At 57.8% G+C, this 18589-nt stretch carries 20 protein-coding genes; 4 read left to right on the top strand and 16 right to left on the bottom strand.

All coding sequences use genetic code 11. The features are described 5' to 3' along the window. The first annotated feature begins 4 nt into the window (after positions 1-4). Both ACESQ2_RS20660 and ACESQ2_RS20655 read left to right on the top strand, forming a co-directional pair. Positions 5-1471, top strand: a complete 1467-nt coding sequence (locus ACESQ2_RS20660; RefSeq protein ID WP_224260680.1) for a PAAR domain-containing protein — start codon at positions 5-7, stop codon at positions 1469-1471. Then, positions 1452-1865: a hypothetical protein gene (locus ACESQ2_RS20655; protein WP_224260681.1), complete on the top strand. Its 414-nt coding sequence runs from the start codon at positions 1452-1454 to the stop codon at positions 1863-1865. The genes ACESQ2_RS20660 and ACESQ2_RS20655 overlap by 20 nt, the downstream gene beginning before the upstream one ends. Positions 1866-2475: 610 nt before the next feature. On the opposite strand, the gene ACESQ2_RS20650 is transcribed toward ACESQ2_RS20655, so the two are convergent. From ACESQ2_RS20650 to ACESQ2_RS20635, 4 genes are all read right to left on the bottom strand, one after another. Next, positions 2476-3375, bottom strand: coding sequence for a Dyp-type peroxidase (locus tag ACESQ2_RS20650; RefSeq protein ID WP_009654897.1), 900 nt, complete (start codon positions 3373-3375; stop codon positions 2476-2478). A gap of 93 nt (positions 3376-3468) precedes the next feature. Next, positions 3469-4044: an RpoE-regulated lipoprotein gene (locus tag ACESQ2_RS20645; RefSeq protein ID WP_014839169.1), complete on the bottom strand. Its 576-nt coding sequence runs from the start codon at positions 4042-4044 to the stop codon at positions 3469-3471. A 63-nt stretch (positions 4045-4107) separates the two neighbouring features. After that, the gene (locus ACESQ2_RS20640; protein ID WP_004853030.1) at positions 4108-4557 is read right to left on the bottom strand and encodes a DUF2919 domain-containing protein; all 450 of its coding nucleotides are present in this window, start codon (positions 4555-4557) and stop codon (positions 4108-4110) included. Continuing rightward, complete coding sequence (locus ACESQ2_RS20635) at positions 4544-4969, bottom strand: GNAT family acetyltransferase (protein ID WP_004853033.1); 426 nt, start codon at positions 4967-4969, stop codon at positions 4544-4546. Before ACESQ2_RS20635 ends, ACESQ2_RS20640 begins: the two co-directional genes overlap by 14 nt. A 211-nt stretch (positions 4970-5180) precedes the next feature. On the opposite strand from ACESQ2_RS20635, the gene amiA reads away from it, so the two are divergent. Both amiA and hemF read left to right on the top strand, forming a co-directional pair. Then, positions 5181-6056 (top strand): N-acetylmuramoyl-L-alanine amidase AmiA, encoded by an 876-nt coding sequence (amiA, locus tag ACESQ2_RS20630; RefSeq protein WP_004870750.1) that lies wholly within the window; start codon positions 5181-5183, stop codon positions 6054-6056. Then, on the top strand, positions 6056-6955 hold the full coding sequence (gene hemF, locus ACESQ2_RS20625) for an oxygen-dependent coproporphyrinogen oxidase (RefSeq protein ID WP_014839170.1): 900 nt from the start codon (positions 6056-6058) through the stop codon (positions 6953-6955). Before amiA ends, hemF begins: the two co-directional genes overlap by 1 nt. A 114-nt stretch (positions 6956-7069) precedes the next feature. On the opposite strand, the gene eutR is transcribed toward hemF, so the two are convergent. The 12 genes from eutR to eutM all read right to left on the bottom strand — a co-directional run bounded on the left by eutR (position 7070) and on the right by eutM (position 18581). Then, positions 7070-8122: an HTH-type transcriptional regulator EutR gene (eutR, locus tag ACESQ2_RS20620; RefSeq protein WP_025106630.1), complete on the bottom strand. Its 1053-nt coding sequence runs from the start codon at positions 8120-8122 to the stop codon at positions 7070-7072. 48 nt (positions 8123-8170) lie between these two features. Continuing rightward, a complete protein-coding gene (eutK, locus tag ACESQ2_RS20615; protein WP_014230327.1) occupies positions 8171-8653 on the bottom strand; it encodes an ethanolamine utilization microcompartment protein EutK in 483 nt (160 codons plus the stop codon). A 10-nt stretch (positions 8654-8663) separates the two neighbouring features. Then, on the bottom strand, positions 8664-9323 hold the full coding sequence (gene eutL, locus ACESQ2_RS20610; RefSeq protein ID WP_004853042.1) for an ethanolamine utilization microcompartment protein EutL: 660 nt from the start codon (positions 9321-9323) through the stop codon (positions 8664-8666). 9 nt (positions 9324-9332) lie between these two features. Continuing rightward, positions 9333-10226: an ethanolamine ammonia-lyase subunit EutC gene (gene eutC, locus ACESQ2_RS20605; protein WP_032693169.1), complete on the bottom strand. Its 894-nt coding sequence runs from the start codon at positions 10224-10226 to the stop codon at positions 9333-9335. 20 nt (positions 10227-10246) lie between these two features. After that, positions 10247-11608: an ethanolamine ammonia-lyase subunit alpha gene (eutB, locus tag ACESQ2_RS20600; protein WP_004104373.1), complete on the bottom strand. Its 1362-nt coding sequence runs from the start codon at positions 11606-11608 to the stop codon at positions 10247-10249. An 11-nt stretch (positions 11609-11619) separates the two neighbouring features. Next, positions 11620-13023 carry an ethanolamine ammonia-lyase reactivating factor EutA gene (eutA, locus tag ACESQ2_RS20595; protein ID WP_368762556.1) on the bottom strand — a complete coding sequence of 468 codons (1404 nt, stop codon included), beginning with the start codon at positions 13021-13023 and terminating at the stop codon, positions 11620-11622. Then, positions 13020-14252 (bottom strand): ethanolamine utilization protein EutH, encoded by a 1233-nt coding sequence (gene eutH, locus ACESQ2_RS20590; protein ID WP_004853049.1) that lies wholly within the window; start codon positions 14250-14252, stop codon positions 13020-13022. The genes eutA and eutH overlap by 4 nt, the downstream gene beginning before the upstream one ends. Positions 14253-14446: 194 nt before the next feature. Next, positions 14447-15634: an ethanolamine utilization ethanol dehydrogenase EutG gene (eutG, locus tag ACESQ2_RS20585; RefSeq protein WP_032720518.1), complete on the bottom strand. Its 1188-nt coding sequence runs from the start codon at positions 15632-15634 to the stop codon at positions 14447-14449. Next, the gene (eutJ, locus tag ACESQ2_RS20580) at positions 15624-16463 is read right to left on the bottom strand and encodes an ethanolamine utilization protein EutJ (RefSeq protein ID WP_049069735.1); all 840 of its coding nucleotides are present in this window, start codon (positions 16461-16463) and stop codon (positions 15624-15626) included. The genes eutG and eutJ overlap by 11 nt, the downstream gene beginning before the upstream one ends. Before the next feature lie 10 nt (positions 16464-16473). Continuing rightward, complete coding sequence (locus ACESQ2_RS20575) at positions 16474-17877, bottom strand: aldehyde dehydrogenase family protein (RefSeq protein ID WP_004853056.1); 1404 nt, start codon at positions 17875-17877, stop codon at positions 16474-16476. An 11-nt stretch (positions 17878-17888) separates the two neighbouring features. Further along, a complete protein-coding gene (gene eutN, locus ACESQ2_RS20570) occupies positions 17889-18176 on the bottom strand; it encodes an ethanolamine utilization microcompartment protein EutN (protein WP_004853058.1) in 288 nt (95 codons plus the stop codon). A gap of 114 nt (positions 18177-18290) precedes the next feature. Then, positions 18291-18581: an ethanolamine utilization microcompartment protein EutM gene (gene eutM / locus ACESQ2_RS20565; RefSeq protein WP_000387720.1), complete on the bottom strand. Its 291-nt coding sequence runs from the start codon at positions 18579-18581 to the stop codon at positions 18291-18293. Positions 18582-18589 lie beyond the last annotated feature (8 nt).

The following is an 18589-nucleotide window of genomic DNA, read 5'->3' as shown; positions in this document are numbered from 1 at the left end:
TGTTATGGGTACTGGATTTTTTTTAGTTCGTGGTGATAAAACAACTTGTGGTGGTAGCATTATAGAGGGATGTGATAATCATTCTATACATGGTCAGGCTACAGCACGGATGGGTGATAAGTATATTTGTGGTAAAGATAAAAAAGTTTATCATATCGCAGGAGGCATTCCCAATTATTTTATTCATGGCGTTCAGGCAGCCGGGACTGCACATAGCAGGGGAACGTGTTCCTGCAAATGCTATTTTATAAATTCTTTTACTGATTGCATTTACGGATTTGAATCTGAAGCTATCAAAAGCACTGTGAAAACTACCCTGTCCACTTCACCGTTGCACTCGCGGCCTTTACCAGAATCATCACCAGCACCAAAGCCTGTAGCACCAGCTGTAGAACCTGCTGAAGCGCCTGAAGAGCCACAGAAAGAACGGGAACCTGTAGATGCAGGATTCTGTGTCCTGCCTTATGGCGCGACTCCCGCATCATATGAACCGTATCTTTTCACTACGCCGCCAGCGGGAACAAAAGAACTCTATTATCAACTGAATCCAGAAATGAAGAAAAAGCCTGGCTCAATATTAATCGTGGTCGATCCTGAAAAGCAGGAACCAGAACAGGTTGAGACGTTACAGCGAGCAAGAGACAGAATTGATGCTGCATTAGAACCTTTGACAATTCAGGAAGCAAAGTTATTGCATGATAACAGAGGATCCGTGGATGCTTTTTCCTACCAGCTATTTGGAGATAACTTAAGTATAGCTGGTGATGGATTAGGCTATATCAGTGAAATTGGAAAAAGTTATTATGAAGAAATTAATAGAATTCTAAAAGAAATTGAGGGTTTATATAAAAATACTTACACCCGCAATAACGGTGTTATTTCAGGTCAAGAGTTTTTTGGTCAACGAGCAAGATTATTCAAACAACTAGATCTGGTTTTAACTAGATTTTCTAAAGCTCAACTTAATTTAGGTGAATATCAGAGCATTAAAAGAGCATTAGGCTTATCAACTAGCTCTATAATGCATCGTTGGGATAGAACAGGTGTTGATAATATAGAAGGATATGCTACATATATTGAAAAATCCGCCAAGCTTATGAAGATCATGAAAAATGTGGGTTATGTAGGTATTGGTTTAGATTTTGCAAGTTACACTTCTAATGTCTATGATGCATGTTCGAAGGGTCGTGAAAGTAAATGCCGTAAGGCCGGTATCACAGAATATAGTAAATTTGGGGTTAAACAAGGCGCAAGTTACTTCGCGGGTACTGCTGGCGGATGGGCTGCACGTAGTGCCTGTATGTGGATATTAGGGTTAGCAACTACGGAAGTGGGTGCAATCGGCGCGGGTTTATGTCTTGTGACAGGTGTCGGGGCGGGAATGGGTGCAGCCAAAATGGTAGAGGGAAAAGCAGAAGACGTTGGTGAATGGTTCGGAGAGAATATCTTGTATGAAAAGCTTTTTAAATAATCATCCTAATTTAGGTATGTGGTTAATTGCAATTTCAGCATTTGGTATGTTCATTATATTTATTATGTCGATGATTAATACCATACCATATAAAAAAATCGTCAAACTATATATGGATAAATATACAAGACTGCCTATTACAGCAGCATTAGCAAAAGAAGCGAGCTTGATCGCTACTCCTGGGGCATATCATGCAAAAATAGGGTTTATTATGGGCTCGCTAATATTACCATATAATAAAATAACTAATCATGACATGACAAGAGAACAATATGATTATATTAACGGTTTGCCACTTAAATTAACAATAGGGTTTAGAATTGAAGCTTTTTTATGGGGGGTAATTGGTGCTGGAATGGTAGTGGGGTTTATATTGGAATTCTTTATCAAGTAAAAAAAAGGACTCTGTTGAGTCCCTGAGACCGATGACAAACTTGGTTTAGATATGGTGCTGCATTCTTGTCGGGTGGCGGCTGACGCCTTACCCGACCTACAAAACCATCAATATCATCAAGTTATGCACTCCCGTAGGCCCGGTAAGGCGCTAGCCGCCACCGGGCAATTCCAGAAAAGCGCACTTTGTCAGCAATCTGAAATCCCGCTATATAGCGCTGAGGGATCCCCATAAAACAGCGCTAATAAACCAGCACCATACTTCGGTAGGCTCTGGCGAGGTGGTTAAGAACGGTGCTCAGCACCGTTCGCCTTAATATGATCAATGCGTAAACGCATCGTAACTGAGCATATGCAACATATCCATGAAGTCGGTATGACATCAATGTAAAGTTTGTTTTTGCTCCCTGGCTTATTGTTTCTTATTAATAGATGCATGAATATGCATTCCCGTGAATGCATATGATTGTTGAGCGTAACAGCGCCCGTTACAGCACCCAATCAAAAACATTGATAGAGTTATTTGCTTTTATTCTTTTGTTTTATATAGACAATTTATCACTTTCCCGCTTCTCCGCCCTCTCCCCGCAGGAGAGGGTTTAGTGGAGATCTTACAGCGCCAGCAGTCTATCCAGCGAAGGCGCGAAGTAGTATCCGCCGGTCACCGGTTTGGTAAAACGCAGCATCGCATCGCGCTTACCGTCGGTATCGCCGAACATGCTCAGCAGCTGCTGTTCAATATTGTGCAGACGCGCGCAGTAGGCGCAAAAGTAGAGGCCGTGGGTCCCGCTGGCGGTACCGTACGGCAGGCTCTGACGCACAATCTTCAGCCCTTTACCTTCTTCTTTCAGATCCACGCGGCTCAGGTGAGAGGTATCCGGACGATCGTCGCCGTCAATCTCTTCGTTGGCTTCTTTGGTACGGCCGATCATCATCTCCTGATCGGGAACGCTCATGCGATTAAGCTGCTTGAGGTTGTGCTCCCAGCGCTGCACAAATACGTAGCTGCCGCCTGCATCGACGCCATCCTGAATCACCGCCACTTCACGGCGGGTCTCTTCCCCTGCCGGGTTTTCAGTACCGTCGACAAAGCCGCTCAGATCGCGCTCTTCAATCCAGCGAAAGCCGTGAATCTCTTCTTTGACATCAATCGCTGCGCCAAAAGCGGAGAGGGCCGCCTGAGCGACAGAAAAATTCAGCTCATGCTGCGCGGACAGAATGTGGATTAGCACATCATACTGGGTGGCCGGGGCCAGACCTTTGCCATAGGACGGGAAGTCTTTTAGCTCTTCAGCCCCGACGCCACCGCTTAGCTGACGCCAGACGTTATGGCCAAAAGCGACCACCGCCCCCAGCTTCGCTTCCGGGTATTTCGCCTGAAAGGTAGCTAACTTATCGGCAAACACCTTGCTGGCTTCGCGCAGGGCGTCAACATCGCCTTTGACATTTGCTTCAATCCAAATCGCCGCACGGCAATGTTCCGGCAAAATGCCGCTCTGAACCTGAGACATCGCTCCTCCTGAAATAGTACAACCACAACGCTGTGGCTTTTTAAGGCGCTATTGTACCCGCTTTTTCAGGACCCCGAATCACTTCAGATCAAATTAGCGACGCCAGATAATCTTGCTCACCTTCCAGTTTTTCAGCGTGTCGTCGGAGGGCATTAGCTCTTCAGGGCCGCTCCAGTTGCCGGTGAAGGCATAGCTGATATGCTGGCTACCCTCGGCCTTGCACTCCACCACGGCACCGTTATCGTTGCTGCCTTTCTGGCAGTTGCCAAACGCTTTGCTGTAGATATCGCTGAACGGGGTACCGATTTTCACGCCGCTGGCGGCTTTGATATTGCTATCGCGCACGTCGATGCGGCTAATAGTCCCGCTCTCGCCGTTGATGGTCAGCGCGACCTTGTCATCTTTTAACGCTTCGAAATAGCGCACAATATTGCCGTTAGCCGTTTTCATGCCGCTGCGCAGGCGGTAGCTGCTGCCGAGCGCGTCGCCGATCGCCTGCTCGCTTAGCGCCGTTGACGCCGTCAGGTTGCCTACGCCCTGTTCGCTCACCTCCATAGAGGAACCAAACCAGTTCCACGGATAAGCCGCCGACCAGTTCACCGAGCTCATCGTTGAGCAGCCGGTTAAAGCCAGCGGTAGTGCGCAGAGAAGTAAACGTAGCGATTTCATGACTGAGTGTCCTTTCTGATGTATTCAACGCAAGTTGGAGTACGCGATCGGCAAAAAGTGCCGTTAAACCTGTTCTTCGCGAAAACAGGCTTTCAGCCGACGGCTGCTTAACAGCCACCAGAGCGCGTAAAGATCCGCCGCCAGCAGGCCGATGGTCACCGCCGAAGGCGACTCGCCGCTCATCCACAACAGCGGTTGCCAGACCAACAGCAAGAGCTGGGAAAGCACCAGCAGCCAGCGCATCATGGGCCAGAGCCGGGGGAAGCGCTGACGATGCCCGCTAATGATAAACGCCAGCACCGCCGGAATGCCGGGGAGCAATCCCAGCCAAAAATTATCGTGGTCCGGATAAAACAGATTCAGCAGCGCGTCGCCCTGCTGGCGTGACGCGCCGGCCATCAGAAATAGCACCCACGTCCGCGCCTGAAGCAGCAGCACGCACCAAAAGAGAAACGGCAAACGCAGGCGGCCGTGGGTATCGAAATCGGCGGGGATAAACTCAGTATTCTTCATCTTCAATTAAGCGCTTGCCGAGGCACAGCACGTCTGAATGCTCATAGCCAAGGCGTTCGTACATCCCCTGCACCACGTCATTATCTTCGCGAACCATAATATTTATTTTCGGACAGCCGCGGGCGATCAGCTTTTTCTCCAGCCGATTAAGCAGCGCATTAGCAATACCGCGACCGCGATATTCAGGATGCACGCCAAGATAATAGGCAGACCCGCGATGCCCGTCATAACCGCCCATCACCGTGCCAACCACTTCACCGTTAACTTCGGCGACCAGAAACAGGCTGGCATCGTGGTTCAGCTTACGTTCAATATCCATTTCCGGATCGTTCCATGGGCGAAGGAGATCGCAACGCTCCCACAGGGTGATGACCTCTTCGAAATCTTGCTGGCGAAAAACGCGTATCTCCATGGTATTCCCCACCATTGACGGTTAAAAACAGAGATTATGGCGTGATTGTGCCCGATAGCCAATATCAGGCGCAATGAACCGCAAAAAATGGCATACTATGACTTTGTCATGTATTGAAATGAAAAGTAAAACAATTCTTATTTTGAATGGTCGTATCAGAAAAGACGATACGATATAACATTGGTTACCACTTGTTTGCAATTCAGGCCGAATGAGCACTTTTAAACCATTAAAAATACTTGCTTCGCGCCGCCAGGTGCTGAAAGCCGGGCTGGCAGCAATCACGCTTTCAGGGATCGCCTCACAGGCCAGCGCGAAAGAACAACAGCCATTGAAAACATCCAATGGGCACAGCAAACCCGCAGCGAAGAAAAAAGGCGCCAAACGCGTCGTGATGCTCGACCCGGGCCATGGCGGTATTGATACCGGCGCTATCGGCCATAACGGTTCAAAAGAGAAGCACGTCGTGCTGGCGATCGCTAAAAACGTGCGCAGCATTCTGCGCAGCAACGGCATCGATGCGCGCCTGACGCGCAGCGGCGATACCTTTATTCCGCTCTATGACCGGGTGGAGATCGCCCACCAGCACGGCGCCGATCTTTTTATGTCAATTCACGCCGATGGTTTCACCAACCCGAGCGCGGCCGGCGCCTCCGTTTTCGCCCTTTCCAACCGCGGCGCCAGTAGCGCCATGGCAAAGTATCTCTCGGACCGTGAAAACCGGGCGGATGAAGTGGCCGGCAAGAAAACGACGGATAAAGACCACCTATTGCAGCAAGTGCTGTTCGACCTGGTACAAACTGATACCATCAAAAACAGCCTGACGCTCGGTTCGCATATCCTGAAAAAGATCAAGCCGGTGCATAAGCTGCACAGCCGCAATACCGAGCAGGCGGCGTTTGTGGTGCTGAAATCGCCGTCGATTCCGTCGGTTCTGGTAGAAACCTCGTTTATTACCAATCCGAACGAAGAAAAACTGCTCGGCACCACCGCGTTCCGGCAGAAAATCGCCACGGCGATTGCCAACGGCATTATCAGCTATTTCCACTGGTTCGATAACCAGAAAGCCCATTCGAAGAGACGTTAATGAGACCCGATGCGCACCAGGTAAAAGCTTTCCTTCTCCAGCTCCAGGATGCTATCTGCCAAAAGCTCAGCGCCGTTGACGGCAGCGAATTCATCGAAGATAGCTGGCAGCGGGAAGGCGGCGGCGGCGGACGCAGCCGGGTGCTGCGCGATGGCGGTATCTTTGAGCAGGCTGGCGTTAACTTTTCGCACGTGCACGGCGAGGCGATGCCGGCCTCCGCAACCGCGCACCGCCCTGAGCTGGCGGGCCGCAGCTTTGAAGCGATGGGCGTCTCGCTGGTCGTGCACCCGCGCAGCCCCTATATCCCCACCAGCCACGCCAATGTGCGCTTCTTTATCGCGGAAAAACCGGGCGCCGAGCCGGTATGGTGGTTCGGCGGCGGCTTCGATTTAACCCCCTACTACGGCTTTGAAGAAGATGCCGTTCACTGGCATCGCACCGCCCGCGACCTGTGCCAGCCCTTCGGCGAAGAGGTTTATCCGCGCTATAAAAAGTGGTGCGACGACTACTTCTTCCTCAAGCATCGTAACGAGCAGCGCGGCATCGGCGGCCTGTTTTTCGATGATTTGAATACCCCGAACTTTGACCATTGTTTCGACTTTATGCAGGCGGTGGGCAATGGCTTCACCGATGCGTATCTGCCCATTGTCGAGCGGCGTAAAGAGAGGGTCTGGGGCGAGCGCGAGCGCGCTTTTCAGCTCTACCGCCGCGGGCGCTACGTGGAGTTCAACCTGGTGTGGGATCGCGGTACTCTGTTCGGCCTGCAAACCGGCGGCCGCACCGAATCCATTCTGATGTCGATGCCGCCGCTGGTGCGCTGGGAATACGACTACCAGCCGGAAGCGGGCAGCCCGGAAGCGGCGCTGAGCGAGTTTATTCAGGTGCGCGATTGGGTTTAACGTTACCTGATAGTGCGGTTCGCAGGCCAGATACGGCGCCGTTTTGCCTGATGGCGCTACGCTTATCAGGCCTGCGATGACGGCGCGAATCGCTATCCGCTAAATAGATCGTCATCACGCCCACTGCCGCATCCGCTGATGCAGCGTCAGCGACGGTTTCTCGGCGAACAGCTGCTGATAATCGGTAGCGAACTGGCCCAGGTGCCAGAATCCCCACTGCATCGCCGCATCCTTAACCGTCGTGCTCTGCGACCACGGGCTAATCAGCTCCCGGCGCACCGCGTTTAAACGAATGCGCTTCAGCCAGGCGTTCGGCCCGATCCCCAGAATGGCGTGAAAGGCGTTTTGCAGCGTACGGCGGCTGACGTGCAGCTGCTGACATAAATCGAGAACCGTCAGCGGCTCCGACATATTCTCCAGCACGTACTCCCGCGCCCGGGAAAGCAGACGCCGATAGCTCTGGTGGCTAATGCTCTCGGCGGTAATCATCGGCTGCGCCTCCTCCAGCATCGCCCCCATCGCCAGCAGGAGATTATCGCCCAACACCTTACGCACCGCGGGCTGATGAAGGTTCTCCGGATTCTCGCTAAACGTCGCCAGCGCCTGCTGCACAAAGCCCCACAGCGCCGCCTTGTGCTCCTCTTTGACCTCCAGCGCCGACTGGTTACGCAGCATATGCAGCACCCGCTCCGGGTGATGCAGGAAGCTGGCCTGGCGGGAAATGACATCCTCCGAGATCACTACGCCCAGAATGGTGTAATCATCCGGCGTGCTGAGCTCAAACTCGGTGCCGCCGGGTCGGGTGGCGATTTCGGCGCTGCCGAGACACTGTGAGCCAATAAACCCCTGCTCGCCGCGGGTTGCCGGAATACCGAACCAGAAGGAGTTCGGCCACACCAGGCAGGACTGACGCAGCGCCAGGCCGGTATATTCGCGAAAGACCTGAATATCATCGAGCAGGATTTCGGTAAATTCACCGTGAAATTTCCCCGGATGCAGCTGATCGTAAATCTGCTGCCAGGCGGTAATCGTCAGGGCATGTTCATAGACATCGGTGGTCCGCCGCTGATGGACGTTGTCCACCTCGACCATCGGCGTCAGTTTAACGTCTTCGGGTAATGCTTCATGATAAAGATGGTGCAGGTTGGCCGGTTTTTTCTTTTTCATGATCTGATAAACCGGGAGCGCTTTCGCGTTCCCGGCACCTCCGACTGGTTAATTTTTTAAGCGATAGCGACTACTGCGTTTACGCAACGCTCCGGTAGAAAAGAGCTGCTCCAGCGCCTTCCTGGCCTCTTCAAGCGACCAGCCGAAATGGGCGGCCACCTCCCCTGCCGTCATTCCCTGACGCGTCGAAGAGAGCAGCGTCAGCAAGGGTTCTGAGGATTCCACGACCACCGGCGGCTCCGGCGTTTGCGGCAGCCGTTGAAAACCGGCGATCAGCCGCTGGGTATCCTCTTCCGGGCGTCCAATCTCCCGACGGCTGATAACGCGCCCCGTACGCTGCGCCGCAGCGCTGCCGGCATCCAGCGCCGCCCGGCACGCCGCCAGGTCGCCTTCCACCACCAGCGTCAGCCTGCCGGGGTCAAGAACCTCATGGCTGAGCAGCCGCACGTTGGCCGCCTTCAGCATCGCATCCGCCGCGTCAACGGCGGCCACCATGCCGTCCACTTCCAGTAATCCCAGAGCGTTGATCATCGCTTCCCCCTTACGCGCGCTGGATTGGATGACGGGCAATATCCAGAACGGCATCGGTAAAGGCGTTACAGGCGGCTTTACAGGCGGCCTGGCTTCCCGTCAAAAAGGCGGCGGAATAGTTGGTTTCCGACGGCGGCGGCACGTAGGTCACCAGCTGCACGTCGGCCGATTTCATTGCCGCATCGATACCGAAGGTCGCCTCCAGCGGCGGCGCCACCAGATAAGCGATCGGATCGCCCAGCGCAATGCCGGAGGTAGACGAGAGATAAGAGCCGGTACGCGACACCACGTGCGCCAGAAACGCCGTATCTTCGGCATCGTTGGCCCACTGGAACGCGGCCCCAGTTTCGATATGCGCCACCATCGCATCCAGACCGGCGCGCACTTCCGCCGGGTTCGGGCCGCCCAGCATAATCAGCACTTCACCTGCGGTTGGCGAAGGGCCGTGGGCCGCGCCGGCGTAAAGAGAACGACCGTAGACTACTTCCACCATCGCCTGTTTTGTCGCTTCGTCAGCGGCAATATAAGTCACATCATCCGAATCCGCCGTGATGAGTCCGAGGCTACGTATATGCGGCGGTAATTTAAGCTCGCGGGCAAAGCCGTCATTCACTGAAGCAATCACGCGCATGGCCGTCACCGAAGGGCGAATTAAATCTAATGCAGGCATGATGCCTCCTTACCGAGTCATGTTGATGCCGGAAGCCTTCTGCTCCAGCATGCGTTTGGCCAAATCGACAATCACCGCCGCGGCTTCTACCGGGGGCGTGCCGCCCTGGTGAATATTGGAAATACAGGTCCTGTCCGCTTCGACGGTGGTCGCCACGCGCGGCGAATACACGGCGTAACAGGAGAGGCTTTCCGACTGCCCCAGCCCCGGACGTTCGCCTACCAGCAGGATGACCACCTTCGCGCCGAGAATTTCGCCAATCTGATCTTCAATTTTGACCCGCCCGTAGCGGACGAAGAACGGCGTACCGACCTTCAGTCCGGCCTGCTTCAGGCCCGACAGCAGCGGCGGCAGGATCTCTTCATAGTTGACGGTAATCGCGTCGGTAGAGAGGCCATCGGATACCACCACCTGAACGTCAGGATTCGCCACGCACTGCGCCTTCAGCGCGTCAATCGCCTCCGGACTCAGCCGACGGCCCATATCCGGGCGCGTCAGGTAGAGGTTTTTGTCGCTAATTTCGGAGCGCACCTCCAGCAATCCCTGGGTTTTCACCCACTCCTCCGGTACCTCTTTCAGCACCGTATCCTTGGAGCGCGAGTGGTCGGCGAGGAAGCGCAGCAGCGCGAGGGTGCGCGGACGCGGACCGGCGCGGCCGGTACACACGCGCGCCGCGGTGCTGCGCTTCAGTTCGGCCAGCACTTCCGCACGATGCGGCTGCTGCACGCCAATCCAGCCTTTCGCCTCTGGCGAACCTAAATCCAGCGCGCAGCTCTCCGCGGCGACCTCGCACCGGCTGGCGCATTTCGTCACCGTCGCCTCAGGCGCTGCTGCTGCCGTCTGCGGTTGTCCCATTGACGCCATCACGCTACGTACAATTTCTTCAATTTGCTTTTGATCCATCATGTGTCATCCCCGCGTCATCAAAAGAACAGTGACGGATCGCCCGCCCGTTGGGTCAGACGACCGTTTGCCATAATGCCCATGGTTTCCAGCCAGCGTTCGAACTCCGGCGACGGCCGTAGATTCAGCAGCTGACGGACGGTAGCGGTATCGTGAAACGCGGTGGTCTGATAGTTGAGCATGATGTCGTCGCCGAGCGGCATGCCCATGATGTAGTTGCAGCCGGCGGTGGCGAGCAGAATCATCAGGTTTTCATTGAGGTTCTGGTCGGCGTCGGCATGGTTGGTGTAGCAGCAGTCGCAGCCCATCGAGATGCCGCTCAGCTTGCCCATAAAGTGATCTTCAAGACCGGCGCGAATAATCTGCCGATCGTTATAGAGGTACTCCGGCCCGATAAAGCCCACCACGGTATTGACGAGGAACGGATCGTAGTGCCGCGCCAGGCCATAGTTACGTGCTTCCATCGTCACCTGGTCCGCCCCGAAGTTCGCCCCGGCGGAAAGCGCCGAGCCCTGTCCGGTTTCAAAATAGAGGCAGTTTTCCCCGGCGATCCGGTTAAACTCGGCGCCGACCGCCCGCGCTTCATCGAGCATCGCCAGCTCCACGCCGAACTCTTTTAGCCCCTTTTCGCTGCCGCAGATGCTCTGGAAAATAAGCCCCCCCGGCGCGCCGCGACGGATCGCTTCAATCTGGGTGGTGACGTGCGCCAGCACGCAGCCCTGGGTCGGGATATTAAACTTGTCGATAACGCCGTAGACGGTATCGAGGACGCGGGTCAGGTTTTCTACGTCATCGGTTACCGGGTTAACGCCGATCACCGCATCGCCCGCGCCGAACGAGAGCCCCTCGTAGATTTGCGCGGCAATGCTCTGCACGTCATCGCGGGTATCGTTCGGCTGCAGGCGGCAGCTAAAGGTGCCCGGCAGGCCGATGGTGGTGTTGGCTTTTTTAATCACCGGCATTTTCTTCGCGCCGTAGATCAGGTCGGCGTTGGAGCAGACCTTCGCCACCGCCGCCACCACTTCTGAGGTCAGCCCTTTGCGCACAAACGCGATGTCATCGCTGGTGACCTCATCGTTAAGCACGTATTCGCGCAGGTCGCTGATGGTCCAGTTTTTAATCCGCTGATAGGCGGTTTCGTTGACGTCATCCTGAATCAGGCGCGTCACGCAGTCCTCTTCATAAGGAATCACCGGATTGTTACGAATATCGGCGACCGTCATATCGGAGAGCACCTGCTTCGCCGCCACGCGCTGCTGCGAACTTTCCGCCGCCACCCCCGCCAGCACATCCCCCGAACGCAGTTCGTTGGCTTTAGCCAGCACCTCTTTTACATCCTTAAACTGATAAACATTGCCGAACAATGTGGTCTTTAGTTTCATAAGTCGTTCCCTCAGGAAGGAAATGCGAGTGATTTCACCGTCACCGGCACAACCGATCCGCCAAAAAGAGGCGTACCAATGTCGATATAGTCCCCCGCCCGTACGCTCACCTCATCGATGACCGCCAGCGGGAGTTGTTGCAGCTGCGGGCGCAGCAGCATGCCCAGCGCTTTGCCAAAGTCCTGCTCGGCCACCACCAGCAGGGGATGCGGGTTGGGAAAGCGCGCGACAAAAGCCAGCAGCGCGTCAATCACCACCAGCAGGGCGGCGTAGCGCACCGGCAACGAAGCAGGAAGCGCCAGCACGTAAGCATCCGATCCCGGATCCAGGTCGAGCTGCATCAGCGCCTGCTGCCAGGCGCTCAGCAGATCGGCTTCATCAAGCGGGATCGCCACCGGCAGATTGCGCAGCGGGAGCTGAACCCCCTCCAGCCAGATGGTGCTGCCGGAAAGAGAGAGCGTATGCGCGCCGGCGCCAATCACCGTGGCGCGCACGGTTTGCGCCGGGAACTGCACGTTCATCTCCCGCAGCCGCGGATGTTCATGCAGCGCCGTGGCCAACAGTGGCCCAATATCAGAAAAACAGAACGGATCCGCGGGCTGGTTGCGGTAGCACTCGCCCACTCCGCCGGAAAGGGTTATCACCTCGGGTACCGCGCCTGCGGGCAGCAGGCCGGTTTGCATCAGCCGTTGCGCCAGCGGAGAGAGCGTGCCGTCGATAACTTCGACGATCAGCTCCGCCATCCGGCGCGCCACCTGCGCCAGCTGCCCGGCGGTCAGCGCCAGCGCGCGGGTGCCGGGGCCAAAAACCGCATCGACAATTATCTGTCCCGGCTGATGCGCATGGACCACGTGCCCCTGAGCGTCGGTTTCCAGCAGGCGCCCGCCGACGTTGAGGCAGGCGGTACCGCTGACTTTGCCGGCATCAAACAGGGCATAGTTCGCGGTGCCGCCGCCGATATCGATATTGAGCACCCGACACAGGCGCTGTTCGGACAGGGTCTGCGCGCCGGCGCCGTGACCGGCAATCACCGACTCCAGATGCGGCCCGGCGCTGGCCACCACAAAGTCGCCGAGCGACTGCGAGAGCGCCATCACCGCCGGGCGAGCGTTACGGGTTTTCGCACTTTCGCCGGTGATAATGATCGCCCCGGAGTCCACCGATTCGGGGGCAACCCCGGCGGCCTGGTACTGCGCCAGAATCAGCGCCTTGAGTTCGGTCTCCTTCAGACCGCCCTGCTTATCAACCGGGGTAAAGAAGACCGGGCTTTGCCAGCTAATTTCGCGTTTGATGAATTCGTAGCGCGGCACCTGCGACACCGCCGCACGGTTAACCAGCTCAAGGCGGGAGAAGATCACCTGAGTGGTGGTGGTGCCGATATCGATACCGACGCTCAGCAGCTGGCGAGTTTTCACGATTGCGCCTCCGCTTCGGTTTTCGCCGCCGCCGGTGCGTTTTCATCTTTCGGCACCAGCAGCATCGCTACGCCAATGGCGGTGACGCCGCCGATCAGCTTGCCGACGATCATCGGGAAGATCATGGCGTTCATGTTGGCGGCGGCGAAGCCTAAGTGGTCGCCCAGCGCGAAAGCGGCGGAGACGGAGAACGCGCAGTTGATGACTTTGCCGCGGGTATCCATCTGCTTCATCATGCCGAACATCGGGATGTTGTTGGCCAGCGTCGCTACCATCCCGCCGGCAGCCATATTGTTGATTTTCAGCAGATTACCGACGCGCATCAGCGGCTTTTCAAACCAGCGGGTCAGCAGCAGCACCATCGGATAAGCGCCGAGCAGCACGCAGGAGATCGAGCCAATGACTTCAATGGCGCGCATCACCTCGCCGGGCTGGTCGCCGGGAGCCATAAAGATCGGGTCGAGCCCCGGGATCAGATCCCAGCCGAGCAGGAACTTGATGACCGCCGCGGCCAGGCCGATGGTGATCAGCGCCACCAGAAATTTGGCGAAGATCTGGAAGCCGTTGATCATTTTTTCCGGAATAAACTTCAGCCCCAGCGCCACCAGCACCGCGACGATAAGCACCGGGATCATATTCATCAGGATCAGCGCGAAGGTGAACTCCACCGGCTGTCCGTTAATCTCCACGCCGGAGTACATGGCCACCAGGCCGCCGGCGATGCAGCCGATTGGAATCGTGACGATCCCGGCCAGCACGCCCAGCGCCAGGTAGCGGCGGTCGGAGGGCTCGATGATGCCGAGCGCGACCGGAATGGAGAACACCAGCGTCGGCCCCATCATCGCCCCGAGGATCAGGCCGGAATAGAGCCACGCCGCCACGTCGCCGCCCGCCAGCTCTTTAGCGAGGAAGAAGCCGCCCATATCGCAGGCCAGCAGCGTTCCGGCGAACATCGACGGGTTGGCGCCGAGCATTTCATACAGCGGAATTATCACCGGCCCGAGCAGGTGCGCCAGTACCGGCGCCAGCGCGGTCATCCCGACCATCGCCAGGCCCAGCGCGCCCATCGCCATAAACCCCTCTTCGAACTGGCCGCCGGATCCTTCGATGCTTTTGCCAAACTTGCCGAGAAAGCGCGCCGAGCCGCCAAACTGCGACAGGATCCTGTCCACGGCGGCAATCAGCATAAAGAACATCATGATGTACATGATGATTTCGTTAATTCCCATAGCCTTTACTCCCTGTCATTTATGATTTGTAGATACTGTGAACGCCGGGGCATTAACCGCGCTCCGGGGGCTTTCCCGGGTCGCGGCGTGAACGCCTTACCCGGGCTACGGAATAGCAGACGGCTGCGATCCTGTAGCCCGGCTAAGCGCAGCGCGAGCCGGGACAGCCACACGCCTCCGGGAAAATGGCCGCATCAGCGCGCCGCCGCGTACAGATCGATAATCTGCTCCCGGGTGGCGGTGCGTGGATTGGTGCGCAGACAAATGTCCTCCTGCGCCGCCTGCGCCCATGCGCTGAAATGTTCGGGCTTCGCCCCGGCGTCAGAGAGTCGTTTGCTCAGGCCGACTTCGGCGATCAGCGCCTCAACGGCGGCGATAGCCTCGTGGTCGTCGGTTTTTTTAGCGGTCAGCGCCCGGCCGATCTGGCTGAAACGCTCGCGGCATACCATGCGGTTAAACCGCATTACCGTCGGCAGCAGCATGGCGTTGGCCTGCCCGTGTGGAATATGCAGCGCCGCGCCGGGCTGATGCGCCATCGCATGACACAAACCCAGACCCGCGCTGGAAAAGGCCATTCCCGCCATACAGGAAGCCAGCAGCATGCTTTCGCGGGCGGCGAGGTCGTGGCCGTAGCCCACGGCCTTCGGCAGCGCCTGGCCGATCATCGCTATCGCGCCAAGCGCCAGGCTATCGGTAAAGGGCGTCGCGTTGAGCGCGCTGTACGCCTCAACGGCGTGGGTCAGCGCGTCAATCCCGGTCATCGCCGTCACCGGCGGCGGAACGCCTTCGGTCAGGGCGGCGTCGAGAATCGCCACGTCGGGCATGAGCGAGGCGTGCGCCAGCACCTGCTTGCGCCCGCTGACCGCATCGATAATCACCGTCACGTTGGTGGTTTCCGAGCCGGTTCCGGCGGTGGTCGGCACCGCAATGAGCGGCAGACGCGGGCGCAGTACGCTGCTTTCCGTCATCGCGCTGAGCGTCTGCTCCGGGTTAGTGACCAACAGCGCGACCGCTTTCGCCGCGTCAAGCACCGAACCGCCGCCAAAGGCCACCACGCCGTCGCACTTCGATTCGCGCAGCTGCGCCACCGCCGCGCAGACGTCGGTAATGCACGGCTCTCCCGGCGGACAGGGCCAGACGGTCATCGCCACCCCCTTCATCGCCAGGCTGCGCGCAAGCCCGGCGGTCATTCCCGCCTGATGCAGGAAACTGTCGACCATCACCAGCAGATGGCTTACGCCTCGCGCTTGCGCTTCCTGACCGCAGGCGCTCAGCGCGCCGAGGCCGCACAGCGTCACCGGCGGCACGCTGAAGGTTTTCACCCGCTGCAGATTCAGGGTATCGAATGCCTGAAAGAGCGCCGTCTGCAGTTCAGCTTGCATAGATTCCCTCCGCTTTCTCTCTCCCGCTGTTGGCTATCGCCAGCGGGGTCATAAACAGGCTGTGCTGCGGTAAATGCACCCGTAATTCCGGGAAGCGCTTGCGAAACAGCGCGTCCACGCCCGGCTGCATACAGGAGCCGCCCGCCAGCCATAAATCAGCAATGCCCTGGCCTTCGATATGGTGAGCAACAATCTCGGCCATCTTTTCGTATACCGGCTTCACCACCGGCCAGATCTCCTGGGCGTTGCTGCGCTTGTACTGCTCCGCCTCTTCCAGCGGGATGCGGCGGTTACCGGCGAGGGTCAGGGAGATATGGTGACCGCCGGTCGCTTCATCGGCGGAGTACGTCACCTCGCCCCGTTTGACGATAGCGATCCCGGTGGTGCCGCCGCCGATATCCACCACGCCCGCGTTGTCGAGCTGTAGCAGATCCGCCACCGCGGTCGGTTCATCCAGCACGTGGCTAACTTCCAGTCCGGCAGATTCGAGTACGTTGATCGAAATACGCGGGTCGGTGCCCGGCGGAAACGAGGTCGCCGCGTGGCTGAAGCGACAGCCAAGCTGCTGTTCGAGCGTATCGAGATGGCGGCGCACGATGGTGACGGCGCCGAAGAAATCCCAGACGATGCCGTCACGCACGACGTCAGCCCAGTCCAGACACACCGCCACCGGCTGCCCTTCGCTGTCGACAACCATCGACACCACGTCGCAGGTGCCTAAATCCACGCCCAGCCACAGCGGTGATTCACTGGCGGCAGGCGTCTGATTACACAGGGCGGCCGCTTTTTGCAGTCTGGGGGTGAGCCAACGTTGTTCGTCGTGTGCCATGAGTCATCCCTTATACAATTCGGAAGGCATCCACCAGCACGCAGCGCCGCAGGCGAACGAAGGTGCGCGCGCTGGTCACCCCCTCCCCGGTTGGCGTAGTGATGGTCATGGTGGTCCAGCCCTCTCCGCCCAGCCCGAGCCCGGCGATGCACGGCCCGTTTTTAACGAAAATGCTGGTATCAATGGCGTTCGCCATCTGATTCATGTTGTCGATATTGCGCGAGTGCATCGCCGCCGTATGGTGGCAGCCGCCCTCCAGCTGCACCGCCAGCGCGATAGCGTCATCGACGCTGGCCACCCGTACGACAGGGAGCACCGGCATCATCAGTTCCGTCACGGCAAATGGATGGCTGGCCGGGGTTTCCACGAACAGCAGGCGCGTCTGCGGCGGCACGTTCAGGCCGATGGCGGCGGCAATCTTGCTCGCGTCACGTCCCACCCAGTCACGGCTGACCGTACCTTTACCGCGCTCATCGATATTCTTCAGCAGCACCGGCTGAAGCTGCTCGGCCTGGGCCGCGCTGAGCTTCACCGCCTGCTGGCCTTCCATCAGGCGCATCAGCTCGTCGGCGACGCTATCGACCACAATCAGCACCTTTTCGTCGGCGCAGATGATGTTGTTATCAAACGAGGCGCCTTTGACGATGGACCGCGCGGCGCGCGCCAGGTCGGCCGTTTCGTCGACCACTACCGGCGGGTTACCGGCGCCGGCGGCAATCAGACGTTTATTGGTATGCTTGCGCGCGGACTCCACCACCGCTTCACCGCCGGTGACCACCAGCAGGCCAATACCGGGGTACTTAAACAGCCGCTGGGCCGTTTCGATGTCCGGGTTCGCCACGGTGACCAGCAGATTGGCCGGACCGCCCGCGGCAATCACCGCCTGGTTGAGCAGCATAATCGCCCGCTGGGAAACCCTTTTCGCCGCCGGATGCGGGGCGAACACCACGCTATTGCCCGCGGCAATCAGGCTGATGGCGTTATTAATTACCGTCGCCGCCGGGTTGGTGGAGGGGGTGACCGAGGCCACCACGCCCCAGGGCGCGTTTTCAATCAGCGTCAGGCCGTTATCGCCGGTGAGCACCTGCGGAGAGAGGCACTCCACGCCCGGCGTGCCGCGCGCCTGGGCCACGTTTTTGGCAAATTTATCTTCAACGCGACCCATGCCGGTTTCGCTGACGGCAAGCTCCGCTAATTCTCTGGCATGTTTTTCGCCCGCCTCACGGATGGCGTGAATCGCCAGCTGGCGCATCGCCACGCTTTTCAGCCCCTGCTGGGCCACCTTTGCCGCCGCGACGGCGTCATCCAGGGAGGCAAAGACGCCCATCTCATGAACGGCGTCGTCCGGCTGGCTGCTGGCCGTCATTTTCAGCAGTACCGCTTTCACCACCTGTTCAATATCCTGTTGATTCATGATGTTCAGTCCTATTTATGGAAAATCACCTGACCGCCGGCCACCGCTTCATCGACGATACCGATGACGCACAAATCGACAGGAGACGCCTCGCTGCGGTGTGCCTGTCGCGCCGAGCTTCCGCTCACCAGCAGCACCCATTCGCCGGGCCCCGCGCCGATGCTGTCGATGGCGACGGCGCACTGCCCGTCGGGCTTGCCCGCGGCATCAATCATCTCCACCATCAGCAGCTTGTCGTGCGCCAGCCCCTGATGGCGGACGGTGCAGACAATCTGTCCCGTGACGACTGCCAGTTTCATACCGCCTCCCTGAATTGCGTGGTAAGTCGTGGGCCGGATAAGCGCAGCGCCATCAGGCAATGGCGCGCGTTAATGCCGGAGGGCAACGCTGGCGCGTCTTATCCGGCCCGACCATCAGATGTTGCTGTCGCCTTTAAAACTGATGGGGAACACCTCCTCCAGATCGCCGTGCGGACGCGGAATCACGTGCACCGAGACCAGTTCGCCGATGCGCTGCGCCGCAGCGGCGCCGGCATCGGTAGCGGCTTTGCAGGCCGCCACGTCGCCGCGCACCATCGCGGTCACCAGACCGCCGCCAATCTGCTTCACGCCAACCAGCTTCACGCGCGCGGCTTTCACCATCGCATCAGAGGCCTCAATCAGCGCAACCAGGCCCCGGGTTTCAATCATTCCTAATGCTTCCATTGTGTTTT

It is taken from the genome of Klebsiella sp. Q11, assembly GCF_964241505.1.
Lineage (GTDB): Bacteria > Pseudomonadota > Gammaproteobacteria > Enterobacterales > Enterobacteriaceae > Klebsiella > Klebsiella michiganensis.
Note: the sequence above shows the minus strand (reverse complement) of the source record. Positions and strands in the feature narration are given on the sequence as shown.